This window comes from Chitinophagaceae bacterium, assembly GCA_016713085.1.
In the GTDB taxonomy this organism is placed as follows: Bacteria; Bacteroidota; Bacteroidia; order Chitinophagales; family Chitinophagaceae; genus Lacibacter.
The window spans coordinates 137,817-159,922 of sequence record JADJPV010000001.1; the positions used below are offsets into that span (position 1 = coordinate 137,817).

Below are 22,106 nucleotides of genomic sequence, written 5' to 3' on the forward strand. Positions count from 1 at the left end.
TTATAAGGAAATAAGCGCATGCTCACTTTCATGACCTGCCAGTAAGTTTTCAATTGCTGTATCATATTTTTCCTGCCAGTCAGAAACTGTTCCCCACTCCATACCATCTACTTCAATACTTCTGTTGGTTACAAATCCAATTTCAGCATATGGGTGATTACCAAGTACCTGTTTAAATGCAGCAACCTGTTCATTCTTCACAGTTACAACTACACGGCTTTGTCCTTCGCCAAACCAATAGGCATCTTTACGGATATTGCTGTCGGCAGCCACCACATCAAAACCTAAACTATTATTGAACGACGCTTCAAGTAAAGTGGTAAACAATCCGCCTTCACTGATATCATGTGCAGATACAATTAATTTCTTAGTGATGAGTTCAGCAATCTTCTGTTGTAAAACAAATTCCTCTTCCAGATCAAAATGAGGAATCGGGCTGAACTCTACTCCATGAACTTTATGTAAATATTCACTTGAATTAATATCATTGGTTGACTGACCAATCAAAAAGATCAGATCACCTTCTGTTTTAAAATCAAGCGTCATTTTATCATTGATGTTTTCCAGCAATCCCACCATACCAATCGTTGGAGTTGGATAAACCGCACCATCAGGACTCTGATTATAGAAACTTACATTACCACCTGTAACCGGAGTTTCAAATTTAATACAGGCTTCACCCATTCCTTTAATGGCATGAACGAATTGATAATACACCTGCGGATCGTAAGGATTACCAAAGTTTAAACAGTTGGTAACGCCCAATGGTAAACCACCACTGCATACAATATTTCTTGCGGCTTCACTTACAGCAATCATTGCTCCTTTGTAAGGATCAGCAAATACATAACGGCTGTTACAATCTGTTGTAACGGCTAATCCTTTTGTTGTTCCTTTTACATGTACTACGGCCGCATCAGTTGGTGCATTGGTACTTGTATTGCCTGTGCCCACCATACTGTCGTACTGATGATACACAGTTCTTTTGCTGGCAATGTTTGGTATTTGTATTATTTGCTCAGCAACTGCTTTTAAATCGGCAGGTACTTCAATTTTATCTGCATCAAATGCTTTGATCTTTTCAAAATAAGCAGGCTCTGCATATTCTCTGGTGTATTGTGGTGCGCCACCGCCCAATACCAATTCATACGCCGGTAATTCTGCTTCCAGTTCACCATGCATATAAAAACGCAACATTCCATCGCCGGTTACTTCACCAATATCAGAGCATGGTAGATCCCATTTTTCAAAAACATCCAGCACTAATTGTTCTTTTCCTTTTTCAACTACCATCAGCATACGTTCCTGGCTTTCGCTCAGTAACAGTTCCCATGTTTTCATGTTTTGCTGACGTGTAGGAACTTTATCCAGATCAATCCGCATACCTACTTCACCTTTTGCACTCATCTCTGCAGTTGAACAAATGATTCCGGCTGCACCCATATCCTGCATACCAACAACCGCACCTGTTTGAATCACTTCTAAACAGGCTTCCAGTAATTTCTTTTCCTGGAACGGATCGCCTACCTGTACAGCAGGTAAATCTTCAGCACTGTCAGCAGTAATATCAGCACTGGCAAAACTTACACCACCAATACCATCTTTACCGGTGGCGCTGCCAACAAAGAACACAGGGTTACCAATGCCTGCAGCAGTTGCAGAAACTGTTTCACCTGCTTTTACTATACCCACACTCATGGCATTCACGAGTGGATTTGTATGATAACAATTCTCGAAATAAATTTCACCACCAACTGTTGGTACACCAAAACAGTTGCCGTAATGACCAATACCATGTACAATTCCACCCAGCAGGTGCTGCGTTTTGGCTTCTTTCAGATTACCAAAGCGAAGTGAATTGAGAGATGCAATGGGTCTTGCACCCATTGTAAATATATCACGGTGAATACCACCCACACCTGTTGCGGCGCCCTGGAAAGGTTCAATTGCTGAAGGGTGATTATGACTTTCAATTTTAAACACCACACCCAAATCATCGCCAATATCCATCAACCCGGCGTTCTCATCTCCTGCTTTTACTAACATCCGTCCGCCATCACGGGGCAATGTTTTCAGCCACTTGATGGAGTTCTTATAACTGCAATGTTCACTCCACATTCCACTGAAGGCGCAGAGTTCATTGAAGTTGGGTGTACGTCCGAGTTTCTGTTTAATAAGTTCAAATTCTTCTTCTGTAAGACGAAGCTGCTGTGCGGTTTTAACTGTTATATCCATGATTTATAAGAAAGCGCAAAAGTACAAATGACAAATGAAACCCGCATGAAAAGAATGAGGCTACATATCCACCACTTGTTATAAAGATTCTGTTCAGATTCACCCAACTGGAAAAAACAATCAGGAGAATGGTTGATTCTATGGAAAGAAATAATTTAATTTGCTGAATATCACATGACCTATCTCCTGTTTGCTATATACCTCTTATTCTTTTGCTGGTTAATTACCAGGATTCCCTTTTTCCAGAAATCGGGTTTAAATTCCAAATGGCTTACCGGTTTATTTTTGTTGAAAGTTGCTGCAGGCGTGGCATACGGATGGTTTTTCACCACTATTCCCAACTATGAGAACTCAGCAGATACCTGGAAATTCTTTTTCCAGGGAAAGCAGGACACCCAACTCTTATTGAATCACCCTCAGCTATACTTCAGCAGCATAGTTGATAATCCATACGGAAAAGAGTACAGGCATCTATTTTCAAGCGTAAATTCTTACTGGAACGATTTGAAGCATATATATATGGTGAAGATTGTTTCACTGTTTAATTTGTTTTCCGGTTCCCGTTATTACGTCAATGTTATTTTTTATTCTTTCATTACATTCTTTGGCCCCATTGCAGTGGTAAGAGTAATGAATGATGTATTTCCCAACAGGTTAAAATTGATTACCTGCAGTACATTTCTGTTTCCTTCTTTCCTGTTCTGGTCATCGGGTATTCATAAGGATGGGCTGGTATTTACGTTGTTATCACTGGCGGTATTTATCATGTATTTTGCTCTGAAGGAAAAAAGATTTGGTTTGAAAAATGCTTTCTATATTTTCTTACTGATCGCTCTTATTTTTCCTGTGCGAAATCATGTTGTACTGGCAGCTGTACCGGGTTTCTTTGCATGGTGGCTGGCTGAAAAATATTTCAAACGGAAATGGGTTGCTTTTTTGCTTGTTACAATAATATGCAGCAGTGTTTTCTTTGGCGCAAAATTCATTCATCCCAAACTTGATCTTCCCATCTCCATTGTTTTAAGGAATAACGATTTCATCAAGTTAGGCGGCAATTCATTCTTACCGCAACGAAAGCTGGAACCAACGTTTATTGGTTTTATCAAAAATGCACCACAGGCATTGAATCATGCATTGGTTCGTCCTTATGTAACAGAGTTTGTGAACCCACTTTATTTAATGAGTGCATTAGAAATTCTTTTCATATGGTTGCTTGTATCCATCTGGTTCTTCCGTTATACAGACAATCCATATAAACATTCAGTTGTTCAGTTTTTATTCCTTGTTTCAATCGTATTGCTTTTACTTACCGGTTATATTGTTCCTCAATTAGGGGCAATTGTTCGTTACCGTGCTATTTTCTTTCCCTTTATCCTGGTTCCGATTATTGCTACCATCGACTGGAAGAAAAACGTATTAAAATAAAATACATGTTTTTGTTTTTACGCTAACGGTTGTTCAAAACCGTTATTCAAAGGCAAACTTTTCCACAAATTTTGCATTTGCAATCGTTTTCACAGTAATTTTTAAAGGATGTCACCAAATTTTTGGACTTTTTTTCGTTCATTTGCTCCTTAAACAATTCTTACATGCAATCCTTACGATTTAAAGCAATTGACAATTTAAAGAACCAGCAATCTCCTGATGTTGCCGGCCCGACAAAAATTACAGCCATTTTTGGTGAAAATGTTTTCACATTAAAAATTTGCCCGTGAATTTTTAAGTGATGAAGCATATAAAAGCCTGTTAGCTTCCGTTAAAGGAGGTAAAAGAATTGATCGCAGCATGGCAAGCCAGATTGCCAGTGGTGTTCGTCAGTGGGCTGAATCAAAAGGTGTAACACATTACACACACTGGTTTCAACCATTAACAGGAACTACTGCAGAAAAGCATGATTCTTTCTTTACATTAAAAAGTGATGGTACTGCTATTGAAGAATTTGATGGCGCAGCGTTGATCCAGCAGGAACCTGATGCATCTTCTTTTCCAAGTGGTGGTTTGCGTGCAACTTTCGAAGCCCGTGGTTATACTGCATGGGATCCTTCTTCTCCTGCATTCATCATGGAAATTGGAAATGGTAAAACACTTTGCATTCCCACTGTATTTGTTTCTTATACCGGTGAACTTCTCGATTATAAAGGACCTGTTTTAAAGCACTGGAAGCAGTAAACAAAGCAGCACTTGATGTTTGTCACTACTTCGATAAAAACGTAACCAAAGTAACTCCTACTCTCGGTTGGGAACAGGAATACTTTGTTGTTGATGAAGCATTATTTAATGCCCGTCCTGACTTAGTATTAAGCGGACGTACAGTATTTGGTCATGCTCCTGCAAAAGGTCAGCAGTTAGAAGATCATTATTTCGGATCTATTCCTGAAAGAGTGTACGCTTTCATGCGTGACTTTGAAAATGAAGGATATAAATTAGGTATTCCTTTACGCACACGTCATAATGAAGTAGCGCCTGCCCAGTTTGAGTGTGCGCCTATTTTTGAAGAAGTTGCCGTAGCAATTGATCATAACTCATTATTGATGGATGTGATGGATCGTGTAGCACGCCGTCATAAATTAAGAGTACTGTTACACGAAAAACCATTTGCCGGCAGTAACGGCAGTGGCAAGCATAATAACTGGAGTTTGGCTACCGATACAGGTGTTAATCTTTTAGCTCCCGGTAAAACACCAAAGACCAATCTCATGTTCCTTACATTCTTTACGAATGTGGTACGTGCAGTTGATCAGTACGCTGATATTTTAAGAGCGTCTATTGCAAGTGCAGGTAACGATCACCGTTTGGGTGCTAACGAAGCTCCTCCTGCAATCATTTCTGTTTTCGTTGGTAAATATCTTTTTGAAGTACTGGAAGCAGTTGAAAAAAGAGTAACTGATAAGTTCGACGAACAGGATGAAGCGATCTTAAAATTAGATTTACACAAGAGCATTCCTGAACTGTTACTTGATAATACCGACCGTAACCGTACTTCGCCATTTGCATTTACAGGAAACAAATTTGAGTTCCGTGCAGTTGGTTCAAGTGCAAACTGTTCAAATGCAATGACTGTATTAAATGCAATCATGGCTGAAACACTTGTTCAGTTTAAAACTGAAGTGGATGGTTTAATTGAGAAAGGTGATAAGAAAGAAATCGCCATCATGCATGTGTTACAGCGTTATGTTGCAGAAAGCAAAAAAGTATTGTTTGAAGGTGATGGTTACAGTGAAGCATGGGCAAAAGAAGCTGAAAAGCGTGGATTGCCGAATGTGAAAACAACTCCATTGGCTCTTGATGCAATGATTACCAAAAAATCAAAAGAGTTATTCGAAAATACAGGCGTATTTACACATGCTGAACTGGAAGCACGTCATGAAATTGAACTCGAAAACTACATTAAGAAAGTACAGATCGAAGGACGTATCATGGGTGAACTTTGTACAAGTCATATCTTACCTGCAGCAATCAGGTATCAGAATATTCTTATCAGCAACATTAAAGGTTTGATTGATATTGGTATTGATACTTCATCTTATGCCAATCAAAAACAGATTTTGGAAAAAATCTCAATTCATATCAATAAAGTAAGTGACCTGGTTGAACAAATGATTGAAGCACGTAAAAAGGCTAACAACATTGCTGATTCAAGATCAAAAGCGATTGCTTACTGCGATGATGTGAAAGGCAAATTCTTCGATGAGATCCGCTATCATGTTGATAAGCTTGAACTCCTTGTTGATGATGCAAGCTGGTACCTACCTAAATACAGAGAATTACTGTTCTTACGTTAATAAAACGTTCTGATTTACTGCAAAGCCTCATACTCTTTGTATGAGGCTTTTTTTATTTAAAGCAAGTCATATTTTCAGGGCAAGTCTTTCTTCAGTGAAGGAAATTCTTACTTGCTTATTAGAAAATACTTTTCAACTCCTTGTACCTTATTAAATTTTGCCTTTTGATAATATATTAGAACATCCTTCCGATCTACATCACTGAAAACTTTCAAGTCAATGGTATCTTCAAAAATATAATACGAATCAAGATAAGCTTCAAAAACATCTAAATTAGCCGGTTTATAATTAATCGAGTCAGCAGCAAACTTTGCCCATTTAATAATCTCAGTTGGTTTATAATCTAAGCAAAGAATTTTCATCTTACTATACGAATTCAAATCTCCCTCTTTAATTCCCTTCGCTAAGGTTTGGTAATCCCCAATATTATTTATTGATTTGGAGTTATTGCATCCCATTAATAATACAAAACCAATAACTATCAATTTATTTTTCATCTTTTACCTATGGATTGTATTGCTTTCTGTAAAACTATGGAAGTTGAATTACAAACCTATCAAAAAAAAAGCCGCTCAATGAGCGGCTTCCAGATATACTTTAGAATTTATCACTTCATTGTAAACGATTCCAAAAATTTCGTGGTGAAATTTCCTTTACGGAAACTTTCATCCTTCATCAGTTGCTGGTGGAACGGAATAGTTGTCTTCACACCTTCAATAATATATTCACTTAATGCACGGCTCATTGTATTGATTGCTTCTTCTCTTGTTCTTGCAACAGAAATAATTTTTGCAATCATTGAATCGTAGTAAGGAGGAATCACATAACCTGCATATACATGTGAGTCAATACGTATACCATGACCGCCGGGTTGATGAAGCGTTGTAATCTTACCAGGCGATGGACGGAAATCATTATAAGGATCTTCTGCATTAATGCGGCATTCAATCGCATGCATCTGCGGTTCATAATTTTCGCCGCTGATCTTCTCTCCTGCTGCAATTAATATCTGTTCTTTGATCAAATCAAAGTTGGTAACCTCTTCGGTTACGCAATGCTCTACCTGGATACGTGTATTCATTTCCATGAAATAGAAATTGCGGTGTTTGTCAACCAAAAATTCAATGGTGCCCACACTTTCATATCCAATAGCAGAAGCAGCTTTAATTGCAGCATCTCCCATTGCTTTGCGTAAATCAGCAGTCATGAACGGTGAAGGTGATTCCTCAACCAGTTTTTGATGACGGCGCTGAATAGAACAGTCTCTTTCACTTAAATGACAAACCGTTCCAAAGCGATCACCTGCTATCTGTATTTCAATATGGCGTGGCTCTTCCACAAATTTCTCCATGTAAATACCATCATTCTTAAACGAAGCACCTGCTTCATTCTTCGCCATATCGTAATTGCGTTCCAGTTCTTCTTCATTCCAAACAACACGCATTCCTTTTCCACCGCCACCTGCAGTTGCTTTTAAAATTACAGGGTAGCCAATTTCTTTTGCAGTTGCTTTGGCATCATCCACGCTTTCCAGTAAACCTTTTCCACCGGGCACTACAGGTACACCTGCATTGATCATGGTTTCTTTGGCTGTAATTTTATCACCCATTGCACGGATCTGATCCGGAGTCGGGCCAATAAACTTAATTCCATTCTGTCCGCATATTTCAGCAAAGCGTGCATTTTCTGCTAAGAAACCGTAGCCGGGATGAATAGCATCGGCATTGGTTATTTCAGCAGCAGCAATTATATTGGGAACATTGAGATAAGATTCAGCACTGGCAGGTTTACCAATACAAACAGCTTCGTCTGCAAATTTCACATGCATACTCTCTCTGTCGGCAGTTGAATAAACAGCTACTGTTTTAATACCCATTTCACGACAGGTTCGAATAATGCGTAAAGCAATTTCACCTCTGTTGGCAATCAATATCTTTTTAAACATGGGATGAAGAATTAGTTAATGTGCGGATGTGCTAATATGCTAATTAATACAACAGCGATTAAAAAATAAAAAAACTCAAAATATAACTAAAAGGATGTTTTCGTTTAGCAGTACCCAGTATCTTATTCAATACTTTCTGTATTTCAGTTAGCTTCAATTCCAAATTTGACGTCTCAGGATAACCATTCCCATAATTGCAAAGAATCAACCAATACTGCGTCTCATCGGCTTCTTTTGCTGCAATTTTTATTTTATGTATAAAGTCAGCCTTACTTTCTGCATTCTGAGCTTCCATACAATTTGCTCCTATAGATGTTCCGGATCTCAAAAGCTGTTTACTGAGTGTGTATTTCTTTATTTCATCCAGTGTATCACAATAATCAAGAATGAACTTTGCAAACTCAATTGTTAACTTCAATATTGGGTTACTCTCGATGAACTCTTTTTGCATAACAGAAAAATGATAAGTAACAGAGTATTGTCTTTACATCAGCTAATCAGCAAATTAACCAATTAGCTAATTGAACTTAACTCGGATCTACCAGATATAAAGGCTGATCGTATTCTACAGGCGACTGATCTTCCACAAGGATTTTAACGATCTTTCCTTTTACTTCACTTTCAATTTCATTGAACAGCTTCATTGCTTCAATAATACAAACTACTTTTCCGGGAGTTACCTCATCACCTACTTCAACAAACAAAGGTTTATCCGGAGATGGTTTGCGGTAGAACGTACCAATCATCGGGCTCTTAATGGTAATATATTTACTTGTATCGTCGGCTTGTTTGGGAGCAGGTGTTGCTGCTGAAGGAGAGGGTGCCGGTTGCAGAGCCGATGCCGGGGCAGAAGCCTGAACCTGGCCTGTATAAACTGTTTGCTGAATTACTTCTTCTTTCTGTTTTATAGTAACCTTGAAATCCTTTTCTTCGATGGTGAGTTCACTGAGGTTGGATTTGTTGACCATTTTAATCAACTCCTGAATTTGTTTGAAATCCATGTTCGTGAGGTTTTTAAATTGAACAATATTAACGGGCGGCTAAGGTAGGGAATTACAATCCAGAATTCCCGATTTTCTTAAAAAATCAGTCGAAATCAAGGCGTTTTTGCTCGAAAACAAGGCATTTTGAATGAAAAAAGGGGCATTTTGATGAAAATGCCCCTTTTTGATATTTTAAAAAAATTACTCTTTTACTCTTTCTACATAATCCCCTGTTTTTGTGTTGATGCGGATTAATTCGCCTTCATTCACAAATAAAGGAACCATAACAGTTGCGCCAGTTTCAATGGTAGCAGCTTTTAATGTACGGGTAGCGGTATCGCCTTTCATGCCCGGCTCGCTGTAGGTAACCAGCATTACAATTTTATCGGGCAATTCAACCGTCATTGGCAAATCAGTTTCTGTATTGATAAGGATAGAAACTTCACCGCCATCCTTTAAAAACTGTGGTGCATCAATCAGGTTTTCCTGCACAACAATCTGCTCAAAAGTTTCATTATTCATGAAATTATACCCTGTATCGTCTTTGTATAAAAACTGAAACTCCTTACGTTCTACACGAATGGGGTAAATGGTTTCACCACTGTTCCAGGTTGCCTCAACTGAACGGTTATTATCAACACCTTTGAGCTTTGCCCACACTTTCGCTGCTGCACGTGCCGTTTTGTTTTCGCCAAACTCTACAATTTTGTATAAGCTGCCGTCAACCTTAATAATCATACCCCTTGTGATGTCAGATGTATTTGCCATAAAACCTGTTGAAATTTTAATTTGAGGCTGCAAATATAAGGTAACTGACTCTGATGGCAAATTGAAGCAGGACATTTATGGAACCGGCTCCGGGTCTTTGTTACGGCAATTGTTGTGTCACTCACTTGTACGCCAAAGCTTTCCCCAACAGGGCACTTTAAGAATCTGTTTCAATGGAATTAAATTTCAGCCTTATTGAATCAGTTTTTGGCTTTTCATTTCAGTGTTTGATTGTAAATTGCCGGCATGAAGAAATATGTCCTTTTTCTTTCGCTCTGTATTGCAGCTGCACCTGTTCTGGCCTTATCGACAGTTGATTCGATTCCTGCGCATCTGCAGAACCTGTTACTGCCCGATTTTAAAATACTTCTACCCGATGGTAAGACCAATTTTTATACAGACAATCTTTCAAAAAATAAGCATACGATTATTATCAATTTCAGTCCCGAATGTGAGCATTGCCAAATTCAGATAGAAGAGCTGATTAAACATATTGATCAGTTTAAAGGAACCCAGATTGTGATGGCAACTTCTCTTCCCTTTGAGAAGATGAAACAGTTTTATGATGAATTGCAGGTTGCAAAATATCCCAACATCATTATGGGCCAGGATGTGTTGTTTTTCTTTTCAAAGTATTACAAGAACCATTACTTACCTGGAATAGCTGTTTATAATAAAAAAAGAGCTCTTCTTAATTTTTACGACGGTGGCGCAAAAACAGAAGAGCTGATTAAACTGGTAACTGATTAGTTTCTTTTGTTATTTGTCAGGTTCAACATTTACTTTATCATAAATCTGAAGATTGCTTTTTACTGTTTACTTTTTGTTTTGATGATAATCACACCATTTTTTCCTTTTTCACCGTAAGCTTTTGTTGCATCATTCCCTTTTAACACATTTATACTTTCAATACTTTCAGGATTAATTTTTCCTACATCTGCATAGCTGGTTTCTTTTCCATCAACGAAGTATAAAATATTTTCAGCGTTTACACCATCGCCAAACCCAATACTAAGTTTTGCGTTTTTAGTTGAAGTACCTTCAGAAGTCGTTATTGTTTGTGAATAGCCTTCCACAGAAACAGGTGCAAGTGCAGATTTTGTCCTATACCCAACTACGGTTACTTCTTTTTTCCCTTCAACTGGAGAAGTTGCAACAGTTAGTTTTGATTCAACTGATACCGGTGCTACATGAGCAGTTGTTGTAACAGGCGACAATGTGTTTACTTCAGAAACCACAGCTACATTTGAGTTTACACCTGTAACTGAAACAGTAGGAACTACTGTACCAGTAAGCTTACTGAACGGAGAAACAGTTGTTACAATTGAAACAGGAGCAACTACTGAAACTGTTGATGGTGCAGTTGGCGGTGGTGGCGGTGGAATTCCACCATACTTATTCTTATAAAATGTTTCCTTCTTATTCCAGTCGGTAAGCGTTAACGCTTCAATAATTTTTTCTTTTTGTCTTTTACAATAACAACACATTCGCCATTATTATCTGCAATTGTGAGATAATAGCCTTTTTCATTTGGAGTAAGCTGTTCCTTTGCCGGACTGATAACTGCCAGTGTTTCTACCGTAGGAGGTGGTGGCGGAGGAGTGGTAATTGTAGTGCCGTACTTTTTCTCCAGTGTTTCTTTTTGCTTAGGATCATTCAGATCATAGGTTTCAACTGTGCCATTTTTTAACCTGATCCGGATAATCTCTTTACCATTTTCCTTCATTATATCAACAGTTTGAATGTCTTTATTAGCAGCTGTTGTTCCCTGAGCCGGAGGTGGAGGTGGCTGAAGTATTTTACCATATTTTTTCTCAAAGGCGTTCTTTTGATCTGCATCATTCAGGTTATAATTTTCAACAGTCCCATCTTTCATCACAATCCTTACATTATTCTTTCCATTACTTTTTGTTACATCAACAGAACTGATATTATCTGCCGGAACAGTATCAGTTAATATAGCTGTTGGTTGCAAAAACTCCTGCTTCCGTTCCTGCAGTTTCACTTCCCTGAATGCAAGTAATAACACCGCTATCAACGGCAGCACAAATAAGAATCGGATTATCTGCACCCGTGCAGATTTCATTTTGTTCATCATGGCAATACGATTTTTTAAAGATGAGAAATTAAATTTTGGTGTAATGCTGAACTGGCTGTTACCAACTACTTTCAGCAGCAGGTACTGGTATTGTTTTTTATCAAGCCCATCTTCCAGTACTTTATGATCAGCAATAAATTCAAGGTTTTGACGGATGGCTTTACGCAGCAACCAGGCAATGGGATTAAACCATAATACAATACATAAAAGTTCAGCCAGCAATATATCAAGACTGTGCTTTTGCTTTACATGCACAAACTCATGGCGGATAATTTCCTTCAGTTCGACTTCTGTATGCAGCTCTTTATTGATATAAATAGCATCATGAAAAGAAAAGGGAACAATTGATTCATTGATATGGTACAGCTTCACTTCACCGCTATTGAGCAGGGTGGCTTTTGCTTTAATCCGCTTCAATGATATCAACTGCAGCAATACACGAATACCCATGATTAAAACACCACCGGTGAATATTGCAAGCATGATTGTTCCTGCATTCCAGAAAGCTTCCTGTTGTTGTACAAGCTGAATCTGCTGTAAAGACGGAATGATCTGAACAAAATTGTTTTGCTGTAATTCATGTCTGAACAGGAAATCAGTAATGTTCATGAATGGTATAAAAAAGCACAACAGACTGTACCCCGCCAGGTACCACCTGTTCCAGTTATAAAAAGTTAAACGGCGCAAAACCAGCTGATAAAATAAAAACACAACTGCAAGTGCAATGGAAACTTTTAAAAGATAGTCTATAATAAAAGGCATGCTGATTTGATAATTTGGTGATTTGTTAATTTGGAAATGACTGCATTTTCAATCACTTCTTCCCTTCAATCATCTCCACTATTTCTTTCAATTCTTCAGGCGATAATTTCTTTTGCTCCACAAAAAAATTCACCAGCTCCTTATAAGAGTTTTCGAAATACTCCTTTACAAAGCCATTCATGAATTTCTTTTTGTACTCTTCTTCAGTGATGGCCGGCTTATATAAATAGGCATTACCCACCAGCCTGCTGGAAAGAAATCCCTTCTTTTCAAGATTCTTAACGGTTGATGCAAGTGTTGTGTAAGGAATATCTATATCCAGGTTATCTAAAAAGGCTTTTACATTGCCTTCACCATTTCGCCAAACAGCCTGCATCGCTTCTTCTTCCTGTTGTGTGAGCTTCTCTAACATGTCTACGAATTTTTCGTAAATCTACGAAAATATCGTAATAGTCCAAATTTATTTTAATTTTTGTTTGTTAGCAGATTGTTATTGTGGCAAAGGAAAACCCCGGCGATAGGACGGGGCAGTAAATTATGCTTGGGAAAAAATCATTTCTCACATACTTCTTTCAGGCTTTGCAAACCCTCTTCAAACTGTTTATTGAGTTGCTTGTTCAGGTAAGGCCCCATCAGCCGGGCCATAGGAAAAGGCAGATCGCCTGTATTGCGCCAAACCGTTCGGGTACCATCTGTTGTTTCTGTAAAATCCCATGCGTCCATTGCCTGGGCTTTCCATGGCTTTATAAATTGCAGATCAAAATTCACAGCCTTGCCGGGTGCAGTTGAGCGAATTGTTAAATGCCCTTCGCCCACTTTTTTTCCATTCCAGTGATACTTATGTCCGATATGCCCAGGTTCACCACTGATGGTTGACAGAGCATCGGGATCCTGCTTTTGCCAGGGATTCCATTCTTTGTAATAATTAAGGTTGGCCACTTTATTATAAATTTCAGCAGCAGGGCGCTGAATAATGACTGTTTTTTCTATGAGATACTTACCCGGCAATATTGCTGCAACCAGCAATACAAAGGCAATGATGCCGAGAATGACATAAAGAATGATCATGGTTGTTGGTTTTGCTGATAAAGATAATGAATCGATCTTTTGTGATTGTGCCTCCCGTCCAATACCTTTGCGCTTCGAAAAATTTTATTCACTTAATAAATCTTTTTTCATGAAAGTAACTGTTGTAGGTGCCGGTGCCGTAGGAGCAACCTGTGCTGAGAATATTGCCCGTAAAGAATTGTGTTCTGAAGTGGTTTTACTTGATATCAAGGAAGGTGTTGCAGAAGGTAAAGCACAGGATATGATGCAGACTGCTACACTTCTCGGTTTTGATACCAAGATCACCGGCAGCACAAATGACTATTCAAAAACAGCCGGCAGTGATGTGGTTGTAATTACTTCAGGCTTACCAAGAAAGCCGGGAATGACCCGTGAAGAACTGATTGGTGTGAATGCAGGCATTGTAAAAAATGTATGCGAACAGGTTCTTACATTTTCACCTGATGCGATTATTGTTATTGTAAGTAACCCGATGGATACAATGACATACCATGCGCTTAAGTCTACAGGCTTACCCAAAAACAGGATCATTGGTATGGGTGGTACACTCGACAGCAGCCGTTTCAAATACCAGATCAGCCAGCATCTGCATTGCAGCCCTTCAGATTTGAGTGGTGTTGTAATTGGTGGTCATGGCGATACTACTATGATTCCGCTGATCCGTCACGCTTCATGGAACAGTGTTCCTGTAACTGATTTCTTAACCCAGGAGCAACAGGATAAAATTGTAAAAGATACCATGGTTGGTGGTGCTACACTTACCGGTCTTTTAGGTACATCTGCATGGTATGCACCGGGTGCTGCAGTTGCCAAATTAGTTGAATCAATTTTGAGAGATGAAAAGAAACTCCGCACCTGCAGCGTAATGCTTGAAGGTGAATACAATCAAAAAGATATTTGCCTTGGCGTTCCGGTAGTTATCGGTAAAACAGGATGGGAAAAAATCGTCGATCTCAAGCTTTCTGAAGATGAGCAGGCTACCTTTAACAAAAGCGCAGATGCTGTTAGAGGCATGAATGATGTATTGAAGACTTTATAATACAAAACCTGATAAATGAAAGCCGTTTCAGTTTTGAAACGGCTTTTTTATTACTGCTGCATTGAAATTTACAGCAGCTATTGCAGTTTGCGATAAAAATTGATATTTTTACCCTTGTTCTGTAATTACATTATCTTTAATATCCCACATAAGATAAACCTCATTTGTAAGACAAAATCCTCCAGGGTAGTCTGCTAAAGAACCACCAATTCCTCTGAAGCCTAAACTCAGTTTTTATTATTAAAGCTTTATTATGTATTTGAAAAAATCTTTTTCTATTGGAGTGCTGTTTTTTGGATTCAGTTTTTTTGCTGTTACTGCAATGGCACAGGAGCCTGCAACCCTGCATAATCCAAAAGTTGACTTAAGCCTCAGCCCGGTTCATAACAGGAATATCAGCCCGGAGCATAATCCAGGCATCAATCCAAAAACAAACTGGAACATCAATCCTTCATATAATAAGGCAATTAATCCTGCTGAAAACAAAAGGATCAATCCCAAAACAAACCCTGAACTCAACCCTTTGAGCAATCAGTTATTGAACCCAATGATGTATAAGAACCTCAATCCAAAAAATGCTTCCTGGAGAGGTTTGTATTTATATGATGAGAAAGACAACCTGATTGGCTATATCACAAAACCAATGAAAGATGTGTTAATCTGTTTTGATATTAAGGGCGAATGGACCTGCTACTATATACTCACTCCCGAAGGAACGTATAATCATTTTGAAAAAAGCGGTGAGTGTACGGGTAACTATCTCTGTTCTGATTCAAATACCGGTTATAATGTATTTGACAAAGAGGGAAACTGGACAGGAGCTCATGTGAAATAATATTTCATTATTATCTTAATTGTTTTGCCCATTGCTGCGCCAGCGCAGCAATTTTATTTACATCCTGTTGTTCCATGCATTTAAAATGTTTTTTGGGGCATTTATCATGACCAATTTTTGAACAGGGTCTGCAACCCAGATCAGTAATTTCAAATTGCGAAGCAGGAACAGGGTTGTTCCCATAATAAGGAGTCATCCCAAATACAGGTACTGTATTTCCCCACACACTGATGATTGGTTTTTTGAAAGCAGCAGCTATGTGCATCAGTCCAGTATCATGTGTAACAATGAGTTTAGCTTTGCGAACAAGATCAGCACTTTCATTAATTGAAAACTTACCACAGGCATTGTATATTTTAATGTTGTCAACAGTTGCAATTTCATCTCCAATTGCCCTGTCTTCAGATCCACCAAGTAATACAATGGGATGATCGAGCACCGTACACAGTTCTTTTAATTTATGTACAGGTAATTTTTTTGTTGCATGTGCCGCACCAATCACAATGCCGACATAACCCAGTGAATGAGCCTGTGGCAAATCCTTTTGCTGAATCTCTTCTTCTTTCGGAATAAAATAATCCAGACCCTTTCCGTCGTTTGTTACTGAAAAAGATTTTACAGTTTCAAGATAACGGTCAACAATATGAATTGCAGGCATGCGGTTGATCTTAAGATTTGTAAGTAACCACTTTTGAATATTCAGTTTATTGAAGGAGAAGGCTTTTACTTTCAGTTCTTTTTTAATCTTCAGTGTACGCAGGTTATGATGCAGATCAATGATGTAATCATAGTTCTCTTCTTTCAGTTCATGCATCAGCAGATCAAGATTATCCTGCAGATAATAAAACTTATTAATATATGGATTAGATGCAATGACTTTATGAAAACTGAACTTGGTGAGATAATGAATTTCAGCATCAGGAACCTGCTGCTTCAAACAACGGATAACGGGTGTTGTGAGTACAATATCACCAATAGATGAAAAACGGATGATGAGAAATTTCATAGTATAAAGTTCATGGTTGATAGATCATGGTTCATGGCTGTGTTCTCTATCAACTATCAACCATGAACTACTTACTGTATCTTAAGGAAGCATCTCCTCACCTTCTACATAATTCAGATCTTTATGAAAAGTTTCTTCTGTAAAGTAAGCTGCAACCAGCGTAATTGCAATAACAACAACTCCTGTAACAATTCCGCTTTTTGTTAAGCCCCAGCCCCATGATTTCTGAAACAGGTTGAGGAACATTAAATTAATCAGTGGTAATGCACCACGTACCATATTGGGAATTGTTGTTGCAGCAGTTGCACGCAGGTTAGTTCCAAACTGTTCGGCGCCCATAGTTACAAAGATGGCCCAGAAGCCTGTACTGAAACCAAGCAATGCACAAATAGCATACATGGCAAAATCAGAATTATTCAAAGGGGAAAAGAATAGTGCTACAGAAATAATCGTCAATGCATAGAAAAGATACAATGCCTTTTTCCTGCTTTTGAAATACTGGCTTACAAAACCAATCAGAATATCACCGATTGCAATGGCTGCATACGCAAACATAATAGCCCTGCCGCTTTCAACCTGTGTATCACCATAAAAATCTTTGGCAAAACGGTTACTGAGATTTACTAAAATTCCAATTACATACCAGGTAGGTAAGCCAATCAATATGGCAAGAATATATTTTCTGAAACGTGTTGCATTATTAAAGAACATAAACACATTGCCACGGCTTACTTTCGTTTGCTTTACTTCTTTAAACATACCGCTTTCAGCAACACTTACACGGAGCAGCAGCAGCATAATTCCTAACCCGCCACCAATTTTATAACACAAACGCCAGTCATGATCTGTAACCTGGAAAATAAAATAAGCGAATACAGCTCCGAACAATCCAATACCTGCAACAAGTGAAGTACCGATTCCTCTTTTGTTTTTGGGAAGCAATTCACTTACCAATGTAATACCTGCACCTAACTCACCTGCAAGCCCAATACCTGCTACAAATCTTGCATACGCATACTGATCAACCGTAGTAACATAACCTGTAACAAAATTGGCAACAGAATATAAAAGGATTGAACCAAACAATACACTCAGCCTTCCTTTCTTGTCACCGATTGTTCCCCATAAAATTCCACCGATCAATAAACCCACCATCTGCCAGTTAATAATCTTAGTGCTGGCTGCAATCATAGCAAGTGAATTGTCTTTACTGATACCAATACCAACAAGACTTGGTTCTCTTACAATGGTGAACAGCAGCAGATCATAAATATCTACAAAGTAGCCAAGTGCTGCTACAATTACTGCCAGTGAAAAAACAGAAGTTGAATTACGGGAAAGCATTACGATTATGATTCAGATTTGCTTTTTGGCTTTTGAGCTCTTTTGCCAAATAAAAATTTCCAGAGTACCGGAGCAGTTGTAACCGCAATGATAATGATTACAATCAACTCAAGTTTGTCTTTTAATTCAACGCCAAACTGGTTCTTTACCCATATCTGTAAAAAGTGACCTGCAACAATCATAGTGATCACCCATGCAACACAACCAACGATATTGTAAAACATGAATTTTTTCCTATCCATTTCAACGATACCTGCAATGATGGGTGCAAATGTGCGGATGAAAGGAAGAAACCTGGCAAATACAATTGCTCCACCACCATGCTTCTCATAAAAATCATGTGCTTCATGCAGGTAACGCTGTTTAAAAATGAAATTATCCTTCCAGCTGTACATAGCATGTCCAACTTTTTTACCTGTCCAGTAACCGGCAAGGTTACCAAGTATACCTGCACCGGAAATTAGAGCACAGAGGATCAGTAAATCAAACCACTCATTTTGCACGCCACCCAAACCAATCAGTTTCAGAAATTCATGTGCAAGATTACCACTGTAAATACCAGCAACAAATAACAAACTGTCGCCGGGAAAGAAGAAGCCAAACAGCAATCCTGTTTCAGCAAAAACAATAAACAGTAACAGCCATAACCCACCATACTTAATATAAAACATTGGTGTAAGCAGATCTTTCCAAGTAAAATTTTTATTCATGGAAACAGTTACACCTTCCGTTAAATCTGAAACAGCTACTTTTGTTTCTTTATAGTCAACTGCAGTAAATGAAACAGAATCAGTTCCTGGAAATTCAATACTTGCAAATCCGTCCTTTCCGGCTTCATATTCTTTTCCGTTTACTGAAAATTCATCAACAGGCGCTTCATACTGATTAAACACTTTTACTTTTACCTGCTGTTGTGCATTCACACTTCCCCAATAAAATACACTGACCAAAAAAACTACTAATCTGAATTTCATTCTTATAAGTTTATACACTTTCCTGATTTCTTTAAAATAATTTATACTGCTGCCGGCTCATGCCCATCGCCCAACTCGCCTTCCCATTTGCTTACAACTGATGTTGCCAGTGCATTACCAACCACATTGGTCATACTTCTGAACATATCGCAAAAATGATCAATGGGCAGAATCAATGCAACGCCTTCCGGTGGAATTTTAAACATGGCGCAGGTTGCAAGCACAACAACTAATGATGCTCTCGGCACACCTGCAATTCCTTTACTGGTTAGCATCAGCACCAGTAACATTACCAATTGTGTTGCCAGATCAAGATGCACACCATAGGCCTGTGCAATTGCCAGACTTGCAAAAGTCATATACATCATACTGCCATCAAGATTAAACGAATAACCAAGCGGCAATACAAAGGCAACAATTTTATCCTTGCAACCAAATCGTTCAAGCTCCTCAGTGAGTTTTGGAAATACTGCTTCGCTGCTGGTTGTACTGAAGGCAATTAATAATGGTCCCCAGATTCTTCTTAATAACACTTTCATTCTTGAACCAAGAATCATAAATCCAACCCCAATCAATACGGCCCACAAAATGGCAATACCCAAAAGGAAATAACCAAAGTAGATGAGATAAAACTGAAAGATGCCCAATCCTTTTGCAGCTACAACAGCAGCCAGTGCGCCAAACACACCAACGGGTGCAAAATTCATTACATAGTTGACCATTTTTAAAATGATATGCGATGCAACGTCCAGCGCCTTGATTAACGGCTTTGTATAATCGCCTATTGCAGCAGCTGCAACACCAAAGAAAATGGAGAACACAACGATCTGCAGAATTTCATTGGTGGCCAATGCCTCAAACAAACTCTTGGGAATAATATGCTCCACAAAATTCTGTAAGGAGAATGAAGAGGTTTTTGTCATCAGGTCTTTTACACCTTCGGTATCTGCCTGCGACAAATCAATATAAGTTCCGGGCTTAAACACATTCACCAGTAACATGCCCAATAAAAGTGAAGCAAGTGATGCAGTAATGAACCAGAGTAAAGCTTTACCGCCTACCCTGCCTACTGCTTTTAAATCGCCCAGTTTAGCAATACCAACAACCAGGGTTGTAAATACAAGCGGGGCAATGATCATTTGCACCAGGCGGATAAAAATATTACTGAGAAGTTTGATTATATCTGAAAATGACTTTATTGCTGTATGTACAACCGTGCCATTTCTTGGTTGTGAAGTTATTGTTGATACTCTTCCCTTAACTTCTCCTTTAAGAATGGCTGCTGGTACTTTCCCTGTAATAGATTTGTTTGCTTCGACTATCCAAATATCAGATTGGCCTAAACTATCTTTAATTTTATTGACCTTGGATGTATCTTTTATGACTAAGACTTCCTGTATAATCGTTCTTTCTCCAACATTTAAGACTATACTATCTTTTCCTAAAAAATCCTTTTGAGGAATGTAGTTAATTTTATTCCCAGTTCCATAAACATGAACAATATACCCGACAATGATACCCAGTACCATTGACAGAAGGATGTAAATAGTTAAACGATTCCCCTTACCCATGCAGTAATTTTTATGAGTCGCAATATACAGCTTTCGGGTTTGAAAGAAAGGCTGCAAAACCGTTAATAAATCTTTTGAGCGTTTTTTAGAATAAATCTCTATTTTTCAGGTTCGTAAAATATTTAAAACCACAACCACACAAGTATGAGTTTATTTGTAAAAAAACCTTTGGCCCAGCTTCTTGCACAGGCAGAAGACAGTGAGAAAGGATTAAAACGGACACTGGGGGCAGGTAACTTAATTGCATTAGGTATTGGAGCGATTATAGGTGCAGGCTTATTTGTAAGAACTGCTGCTGCCGGGCAGGCTGCCGGACCGGGTGTTACGCTTTCATTTATTGTAGCTGCCGTAGGTTGTGCTTTTGCAGGTTTATGTTATGCAGAATTTGCAGCCATGATCCCCATTGCAGGAAGTGCATATGCTTACAGTTATACAACCATGGGTGAACTCATCGCATGGATCATTGGCTGGGCATTAATTATGGAATATGCGTTAGGCGCTGCTACAGTATCTATTGCATGGAGTGAATATTTAAACAAGTTGCTGGGAGGAGCTGTTCCCTATGAATGGTGCCACTCGCCTTTTGAAAGCTTTACTGATTCTACAGGCATTCATCATTCGGGTATTATGAATGCCCCCGCATTGGTGATTTTATTACTTCTTACTCTATTATTAATTAAAGGAACACAGGAGTCAGCAATGGTAAATATGGTGATCGTGTTTATTAAAGTAGCTATTGTAATCTTATTCATTGTAATTGGCTGGCAGTTCATTAAACCCGAAAATCATATTCCTTATTTAATTCCTGCTGATACTGACCCAGTGAAAGACAGTGCCGGTAAAATCATTGCCGACTACAGTGGGTGGAACAAACATGGTTTTGGCGGTGTGCTTGGTGGTGCAGCGATTGTGTTTTTTGCCTTCATTGGTTTTGATGCGGTTAGTACTGCAGCACAGGAAGCAAAAAATCCAAAAAGAGATATGCCGATCGGTATTCTCGGTTCATTGGTTGTTTGTACTGTTCTGTATATTTTATTTGGACATGTATTAACCGGTGTTGCCAACTGGAAAGATTTTGTTGATCCTGAAAAAGGAAGAGAAGCTTCAGTTGCTTATGCCATTTCTACTTATATGATCGGGTATGGCTGGCTGGCAAAAGCTGTTACAATTGCCATCCTTGCAGGTTTCTCCTCTGTAATCCTTGTAATGCTGATGGGACAGAGCCGTATTTTCTATACTATGAGTAATGATGGTTTGATACCGAAAGCATTTGGTGAACTTCATCCGAAATTCAAAACTCCGTACAAGGCCAACTGGATATTATTCGTTTTTGTTGGATTGTTTGCTGCGTTTGTTCCGGGACATGTTGCCGGTGATTTAACTTCCTTCGGTACACTGTTCGCCTTTGTACTTGTGAGCGCAGGTGTTTGGATGCTGAGAATAAAAGAACCAAACATTCACCGTCCGTTCAGGGCACCGCTGGTTCCCGTGGTTTCAACATTAGGTGTGTTGATTTGTACGGCTATGATTGTTGGGCTTGATGCACAGACCTTAAAAGTTGCCTTTGCCTGGATGGCAGTTGGCTTAATTGTTTACTTCGTGTATAGCCGTCATCACAGTAAATTGAGGAATCCTTCTGAAATATTACCACATGCCTCCGATTTTGAGAAGCACTAACTAATAATTGAATCTTTTT

General features: G+C 38.7%; 19 protein-coding genes and 1 pseudogene. 6 read left to right on the forward strand and 14 right to left on the reverse strand.

From position 1 onward, the window contains the following. Nucleotides 1-2,235, reverse strand: a complete 2,235-nt coding sequence (gene purL, locus IPK31_00690; GenBank protein ID MBK8086606.1) for a phosphoribosylformylglycinamidine synthase subunit PurL — start codon at nt 2,233-2,235, stop codon at nt 1-3. Nucleotides 2,236-2,409: 174 nt separating this feature from the next. Here purL and IPK31_00695 point away from each other — a divergent pair, with 174 nt between their 5' ends. Then, nucleotides 2,410-3,660, forward strand: coding sequence for a hypothetical protein (locus tag IPK31_00695; protein MBK8086607.1), 1,251 nt, complete (start codon nt 2,410-2,412; stop codon nt 3,658-3,660). 164 nt (nt 3,661-3,824) lie between these two features. After that, nucleotides 3,825-6,017: pseudogene (locus IPK31_00700) on the forward strand (glutamine synthetase III). A 107-nt stretch (nt 6,018-6,124) separates the two neighbouring features. Here the strand turns inward: IPK31_00700 and IPK31_00705 are convergent. The 5 genes from IPK31_00705 to efp form a co-directional block, all read right to left on the reverse strand. Then, nucleotides 6,125-6,514 carry a hypothetical protein gene (locus IPK31_00705; protein ID MBK8086608.1) on the reverse strand — a complete coding sequence of 130 codons (390 nt, stop codon included), beginning with the start codon at nt 6,512-6,514 and terminating at the stop codon, nt 6,125-6,127. A 110-nt stretch (nt 6,515-6,624) separates the two neighbouring features. Further along, on the reverse strand, nt 6,625-7,962 hold the full coding sequence (accC, locus tag IPK31_00710) for an acetyl-CoA carboxylase biotin carboxylase subunit (protein ID MBK8086609.1): 1,338 nt from the start codon (nt 7,960-7,962) through the stop codon (nt 6,625-6,627). Between the two features lie 58 nt (nt 7,963-8,020). Continuing rightward, nucleotides 8,021-8,413, reverse strand: coding sequence for a four helix bundle protein (locus tag IPK31_00715; protein MBK8086610.1), 393 nt, complete (start codon nt 8,411-8,413; stop codon nt 8,021-8,023). Between the two features lie 76 nt (nt 8,414-8,489). Then, entirely contained in the window at nt 8,490-8,963 is a 474-nt protein-coding gene (accB, locus tag IPK31_00720; protein ID MBK8086611.1) for an acetyl-CoA carboxylase biotin carboxyl carrier protein, read from the reverse strand. Nucleotides 8,964-9,146: 183 nt separating this feature from the next. Then, a complete protein-coding gene (gene efp / locus IPK31_00725; GenBank protein MBK8086612.1) occupies nt 9,147-9,713 on the reverse strand; it encodes an elongation factor P in 567 nt (188 codons plus the stop codon). Nucleotides 9,714-9,959: 246 nt separating this feature from the next. Between efp and IPK31_00730 the strand changes: the two genes are divergently transcribed. Beyond that, on the forward strand, nt 9,960-10,463 hold the full coding sequence (locus IPK31_00730) for a redoxin domain-containing protein (protein ID MBK8086613.1): 504 nt from the start codon (nt 9,960-9,962) through the stop codon (nt 10,461-10,463). 59 nt (nt 10,464-10,522) lie between these two features. Here IPK31_00730 and IPK31_00735 read toward each other — a convergent pair whose 3' ends face one another. The 4 genes from IPK31_00735 to IPK31_00750 all read right to left on the reverse strand — a co-directional run bounded on the left by IPK31_00735 (nt 10,523) and on the right by IPK31_00750 (nt 13,641). Continuing rightward, nucleotides 10,523-11,200 (reverse strand): TonB-dependent receptor plug domain-containing protein, encoded by a 678-nt coding sequence (locus IPK31_00735; GenBank protein ID MBK8086614.1) that lies wholly within the window; start codon nt 11,198-11,200, stop codon nt 10,523-10,525. Next, on the reverse strand, nt 11,152-12,573 hold the full coding sequence (locus IPK31_00740; protein MBK8086615.1) for a M56 family metallopeptidase: 1,422 nt from the start codon (nt 12,571-12,573) through the stop codon (nt 11,152-11,154). Before IPK31_00740 ends, IPK31_00735 begins: the two co-directional genes overlap by 49 nt. Nucleotides 12,574-12,625: 52 nt before the next feature. After that, nucleotides 12,626-12,985 (reverse strand): BlaI/MecI/CopY family transcriptional regulator, encoded by a 360-nt coding sequence (locus IPK31_00745; protein MBK8086616.1) that lies wholly within the window; start codon nt 12,983-12,985, stop codon nt 12,626-12,628. A 140-nt stretch (nt 12,986-13,125) separates the two neighbouring features. Beyond that, complete coding sequence (locus IPK31_00750; protein MBK8086617.1) at nt 13,126-13,641, reverse strand: SRPBCC family protein; 516 nt, start codon at nt 13,639-13,641, stop codon at nt 13,126-13,128. A gap of 109 nt (nt 13,642-13,750) precedes the next feature. Between IPK31_00750 and mdh the strand changes: the two genes are divergently transcribed. Continuing rightward, complete coding sequence (mdh, locus tag IPK31_00755; protein ID MBK8086618.1) at nt 13,751-14,680, forward strand: malate dehydrogenase; 930 nt, start codon at nt 13,751-13,753, stop codon at nt 14,678-14,680. A 253-nt stretch (nt 14,681-14,933) separates the two neighbouring features. Then, the gene (locus IPK31_00760; GenBank protein ID MBK8086619.1) at nt 14,934-15,515 is read left to right on the forward strand and encodes a hypothetical protein; all 582 of its coding nucleotides are present in this window, start codon (nt 14,934-14,936) and stop codon (nt 15,513-15,515) included. 10 nt (nt 15,516-15,525) lie between these two features. Here the strand turns inward: IPK31_00760 and IPK31_00765 are convergent, their stop codons facing one another. From IPK31_00765 to IPK31_00780, 4 genes are all read right to left on the reverse strand, one after another. Beyond that, on the reverse strand, nt 15,526-16,521 hold the full coding sequence (locus IPK31_00765) for a glycosyltransferase family 9 protein (protein MBK8086620.1): 996 nt from the start codon (nt 16,519-16,521) through the stop codon (nt 15,526-15,528). Between the two features lie 81 nt (nt 16,522-16,602). Next, complete coding sequence (locus IPK31_00770; protein ID MBK8086621.1) at nt 16,603-17,865, reverse strand: MFS transporter; 1,263 nt, start codon at nt 17,863-17,865, stop codon at nt 16,603-16,605. Nucleotides 17,866-17,870: 5 nt separating this feature from the next. Beyond that, nucleotides 17,871-18,575, reverse strand: a complete 705-nt coding sequence (locus IPK31_00775; GenBank protein MBK8086622.1) for a VTT domain-containing protein — start codon at nt 18,573-18,575, stop codon at nt 17,871-17,873. A gap of 305 nt (nt 18,576-18,880) precedes the next feature. After that, nucleotides 18,881-20,368 (reverse strand): dicarboxylate/amino acid:cation symporter, encoded by a 1,488-nt coding sequence (locus tag IPK31_00780; protein ID MBK8086623.1) that lies wholly within the window; start codon nt 20,366-20,368, stop codon nt 18,881-18,883. Between the two features lie 186 nt (nt 20,369-20,554). On the opposite strand from IPK31_00780, the gene IPK31_00785 reads away from it, so the two are divergent. Continuing rightward, complete coding sequence (locus tag IPK31_00785; GenBank protein MBK8086624.1) at nt 20,555-22,087, forward strand: amino acid permease; 1,533 nt, start codon at nt 20,555-20,557, stop codon at nt 22,085-22,087. The last annotated feature ends 19 nt before the right edge of the window (nt 22,088-22,106 follow it).

Coding starts and splice junctions, on each gene's coding strand:
- IPK31_00775 (MBK8086622.1), bottom strand. CDS start 18,575: ATGAATAAAAATTTTACTTGGAAAGATCTGCTTACACCAATGTTTTAT.
- IPK31_00750 (MBK8086617.1), bottom strand. CDS start 13,641: ATGATCATTCTTTATGTCATTCTCGGCATCATTGCCTTTGTATTGCTG.
- IPK31_00740 (MBK8086615.1), bottom strand. CDS start 12,573: ATGCCTTTTATTATAGACTATCTTTTAAAAGTTTCCATTGCACTTGCA.
- mdh (MBK8086618.1), top strand. CDS start 13,751: ATGAAAGTAACTGTTGTAGGTGCCGGTGCCGTAGGAGCAACCTGTGCT.
- IPK31_00760 (MBK8086619.1), top strand. CDS start 14,934: ATGTATTTGAAAAAATCTTTTTCTATTGGAGTGCTGTTTTTTGGATTC.
- IPK31_00765 (MBK8086620.1), bottom strand. CDS start 16,521: ATGAAATTTCTCATCATCCGTTTTTCATCTATTGGTGATATTGTACTC.
- IPK31_00730 (MBK8086613.1), top strand. CDS start 9,960: ATGAAGAAATATGTCCTTTTTCTTTCGCTCTGTATTGCAGCTGCACCT.
- IPK31_00695 (MBK8086607.1), top strand. CDS start 2,410: ATGACCTATCTCCTGTTTGCTATATACCTCTTATTCTTTTGCTGGTTA.
- accB (MBK8086611.1), bottom strand. CDS start 8,963: ATGGATTTCAAACAAATTCAGGAGTTGATTAAAATGGTCAACAAATCC.
- IPK31_00780 (MBK8086623.1), bottom strand. CDS start 20,368: ATGGTACTGGGTATCATTGTCGGGTATATTGTTCATGTTTATGGAACT.
- IPK31_00735 (MBK8086614.1), bottom strand. CDS start 11,200: ATGTGTTGTTATTGTAAAAGACAAAAAGAAAAAATTATTGAAGCGTTA.
- purL (MBK8086606.1), bottom strand. CDS start 2,235: ATGGATATAACAGTTAAAACCGCACAGCAGCTTCGTCTTACAGAAGAA.
- IPK31_00785 (MBK8086624.1), top strand. CDS start 20,555: ATGAGTTTATTTGTAAAAAAACCTTTGGCCCAGCTTCTTGCACAGGCA.
- IPK31_00745 (MBK8086616.1), bottom strand. CDS start 12,985: ATGTTAGAGAAGCTCACACAACAGGAAGAAGAAGCGATGCAGGCTGTT.
- efp (MBK8086612.1), bottom strand. CDS start 9,713: ATGGCAAATACATCTGACATCACAAGGGGTATGATTATTAAGGTTGAC.
- accC (MBK8086609.1), bottom strand. CDS start 7,962: ATGTTTAAAAAGATATTGATTGCCAACAGAGGTGAAATTGCTTTACGC.
- IPK31_00715 (MBK8086610.1), bottom strand. CDS start 8,413: ATGCAAAAAGAGTTCATCGAGAGTAACCCAATATTGAAGTTAACAATT.
- IPK31_00770 (MBK8086621.1), bottom strand. CDS start 17,865: ATGCTTTCCCGTAATTCAACTTCTGTTTTTTCACTGGCAGTAATTGTA.
- IPK31_00705 (MBK8086608.1), bottom strand. CDS start 6,514: ATGAAAAATAAATTGATAGTTATTGGTTTTGTATTATTAATGGGATGC.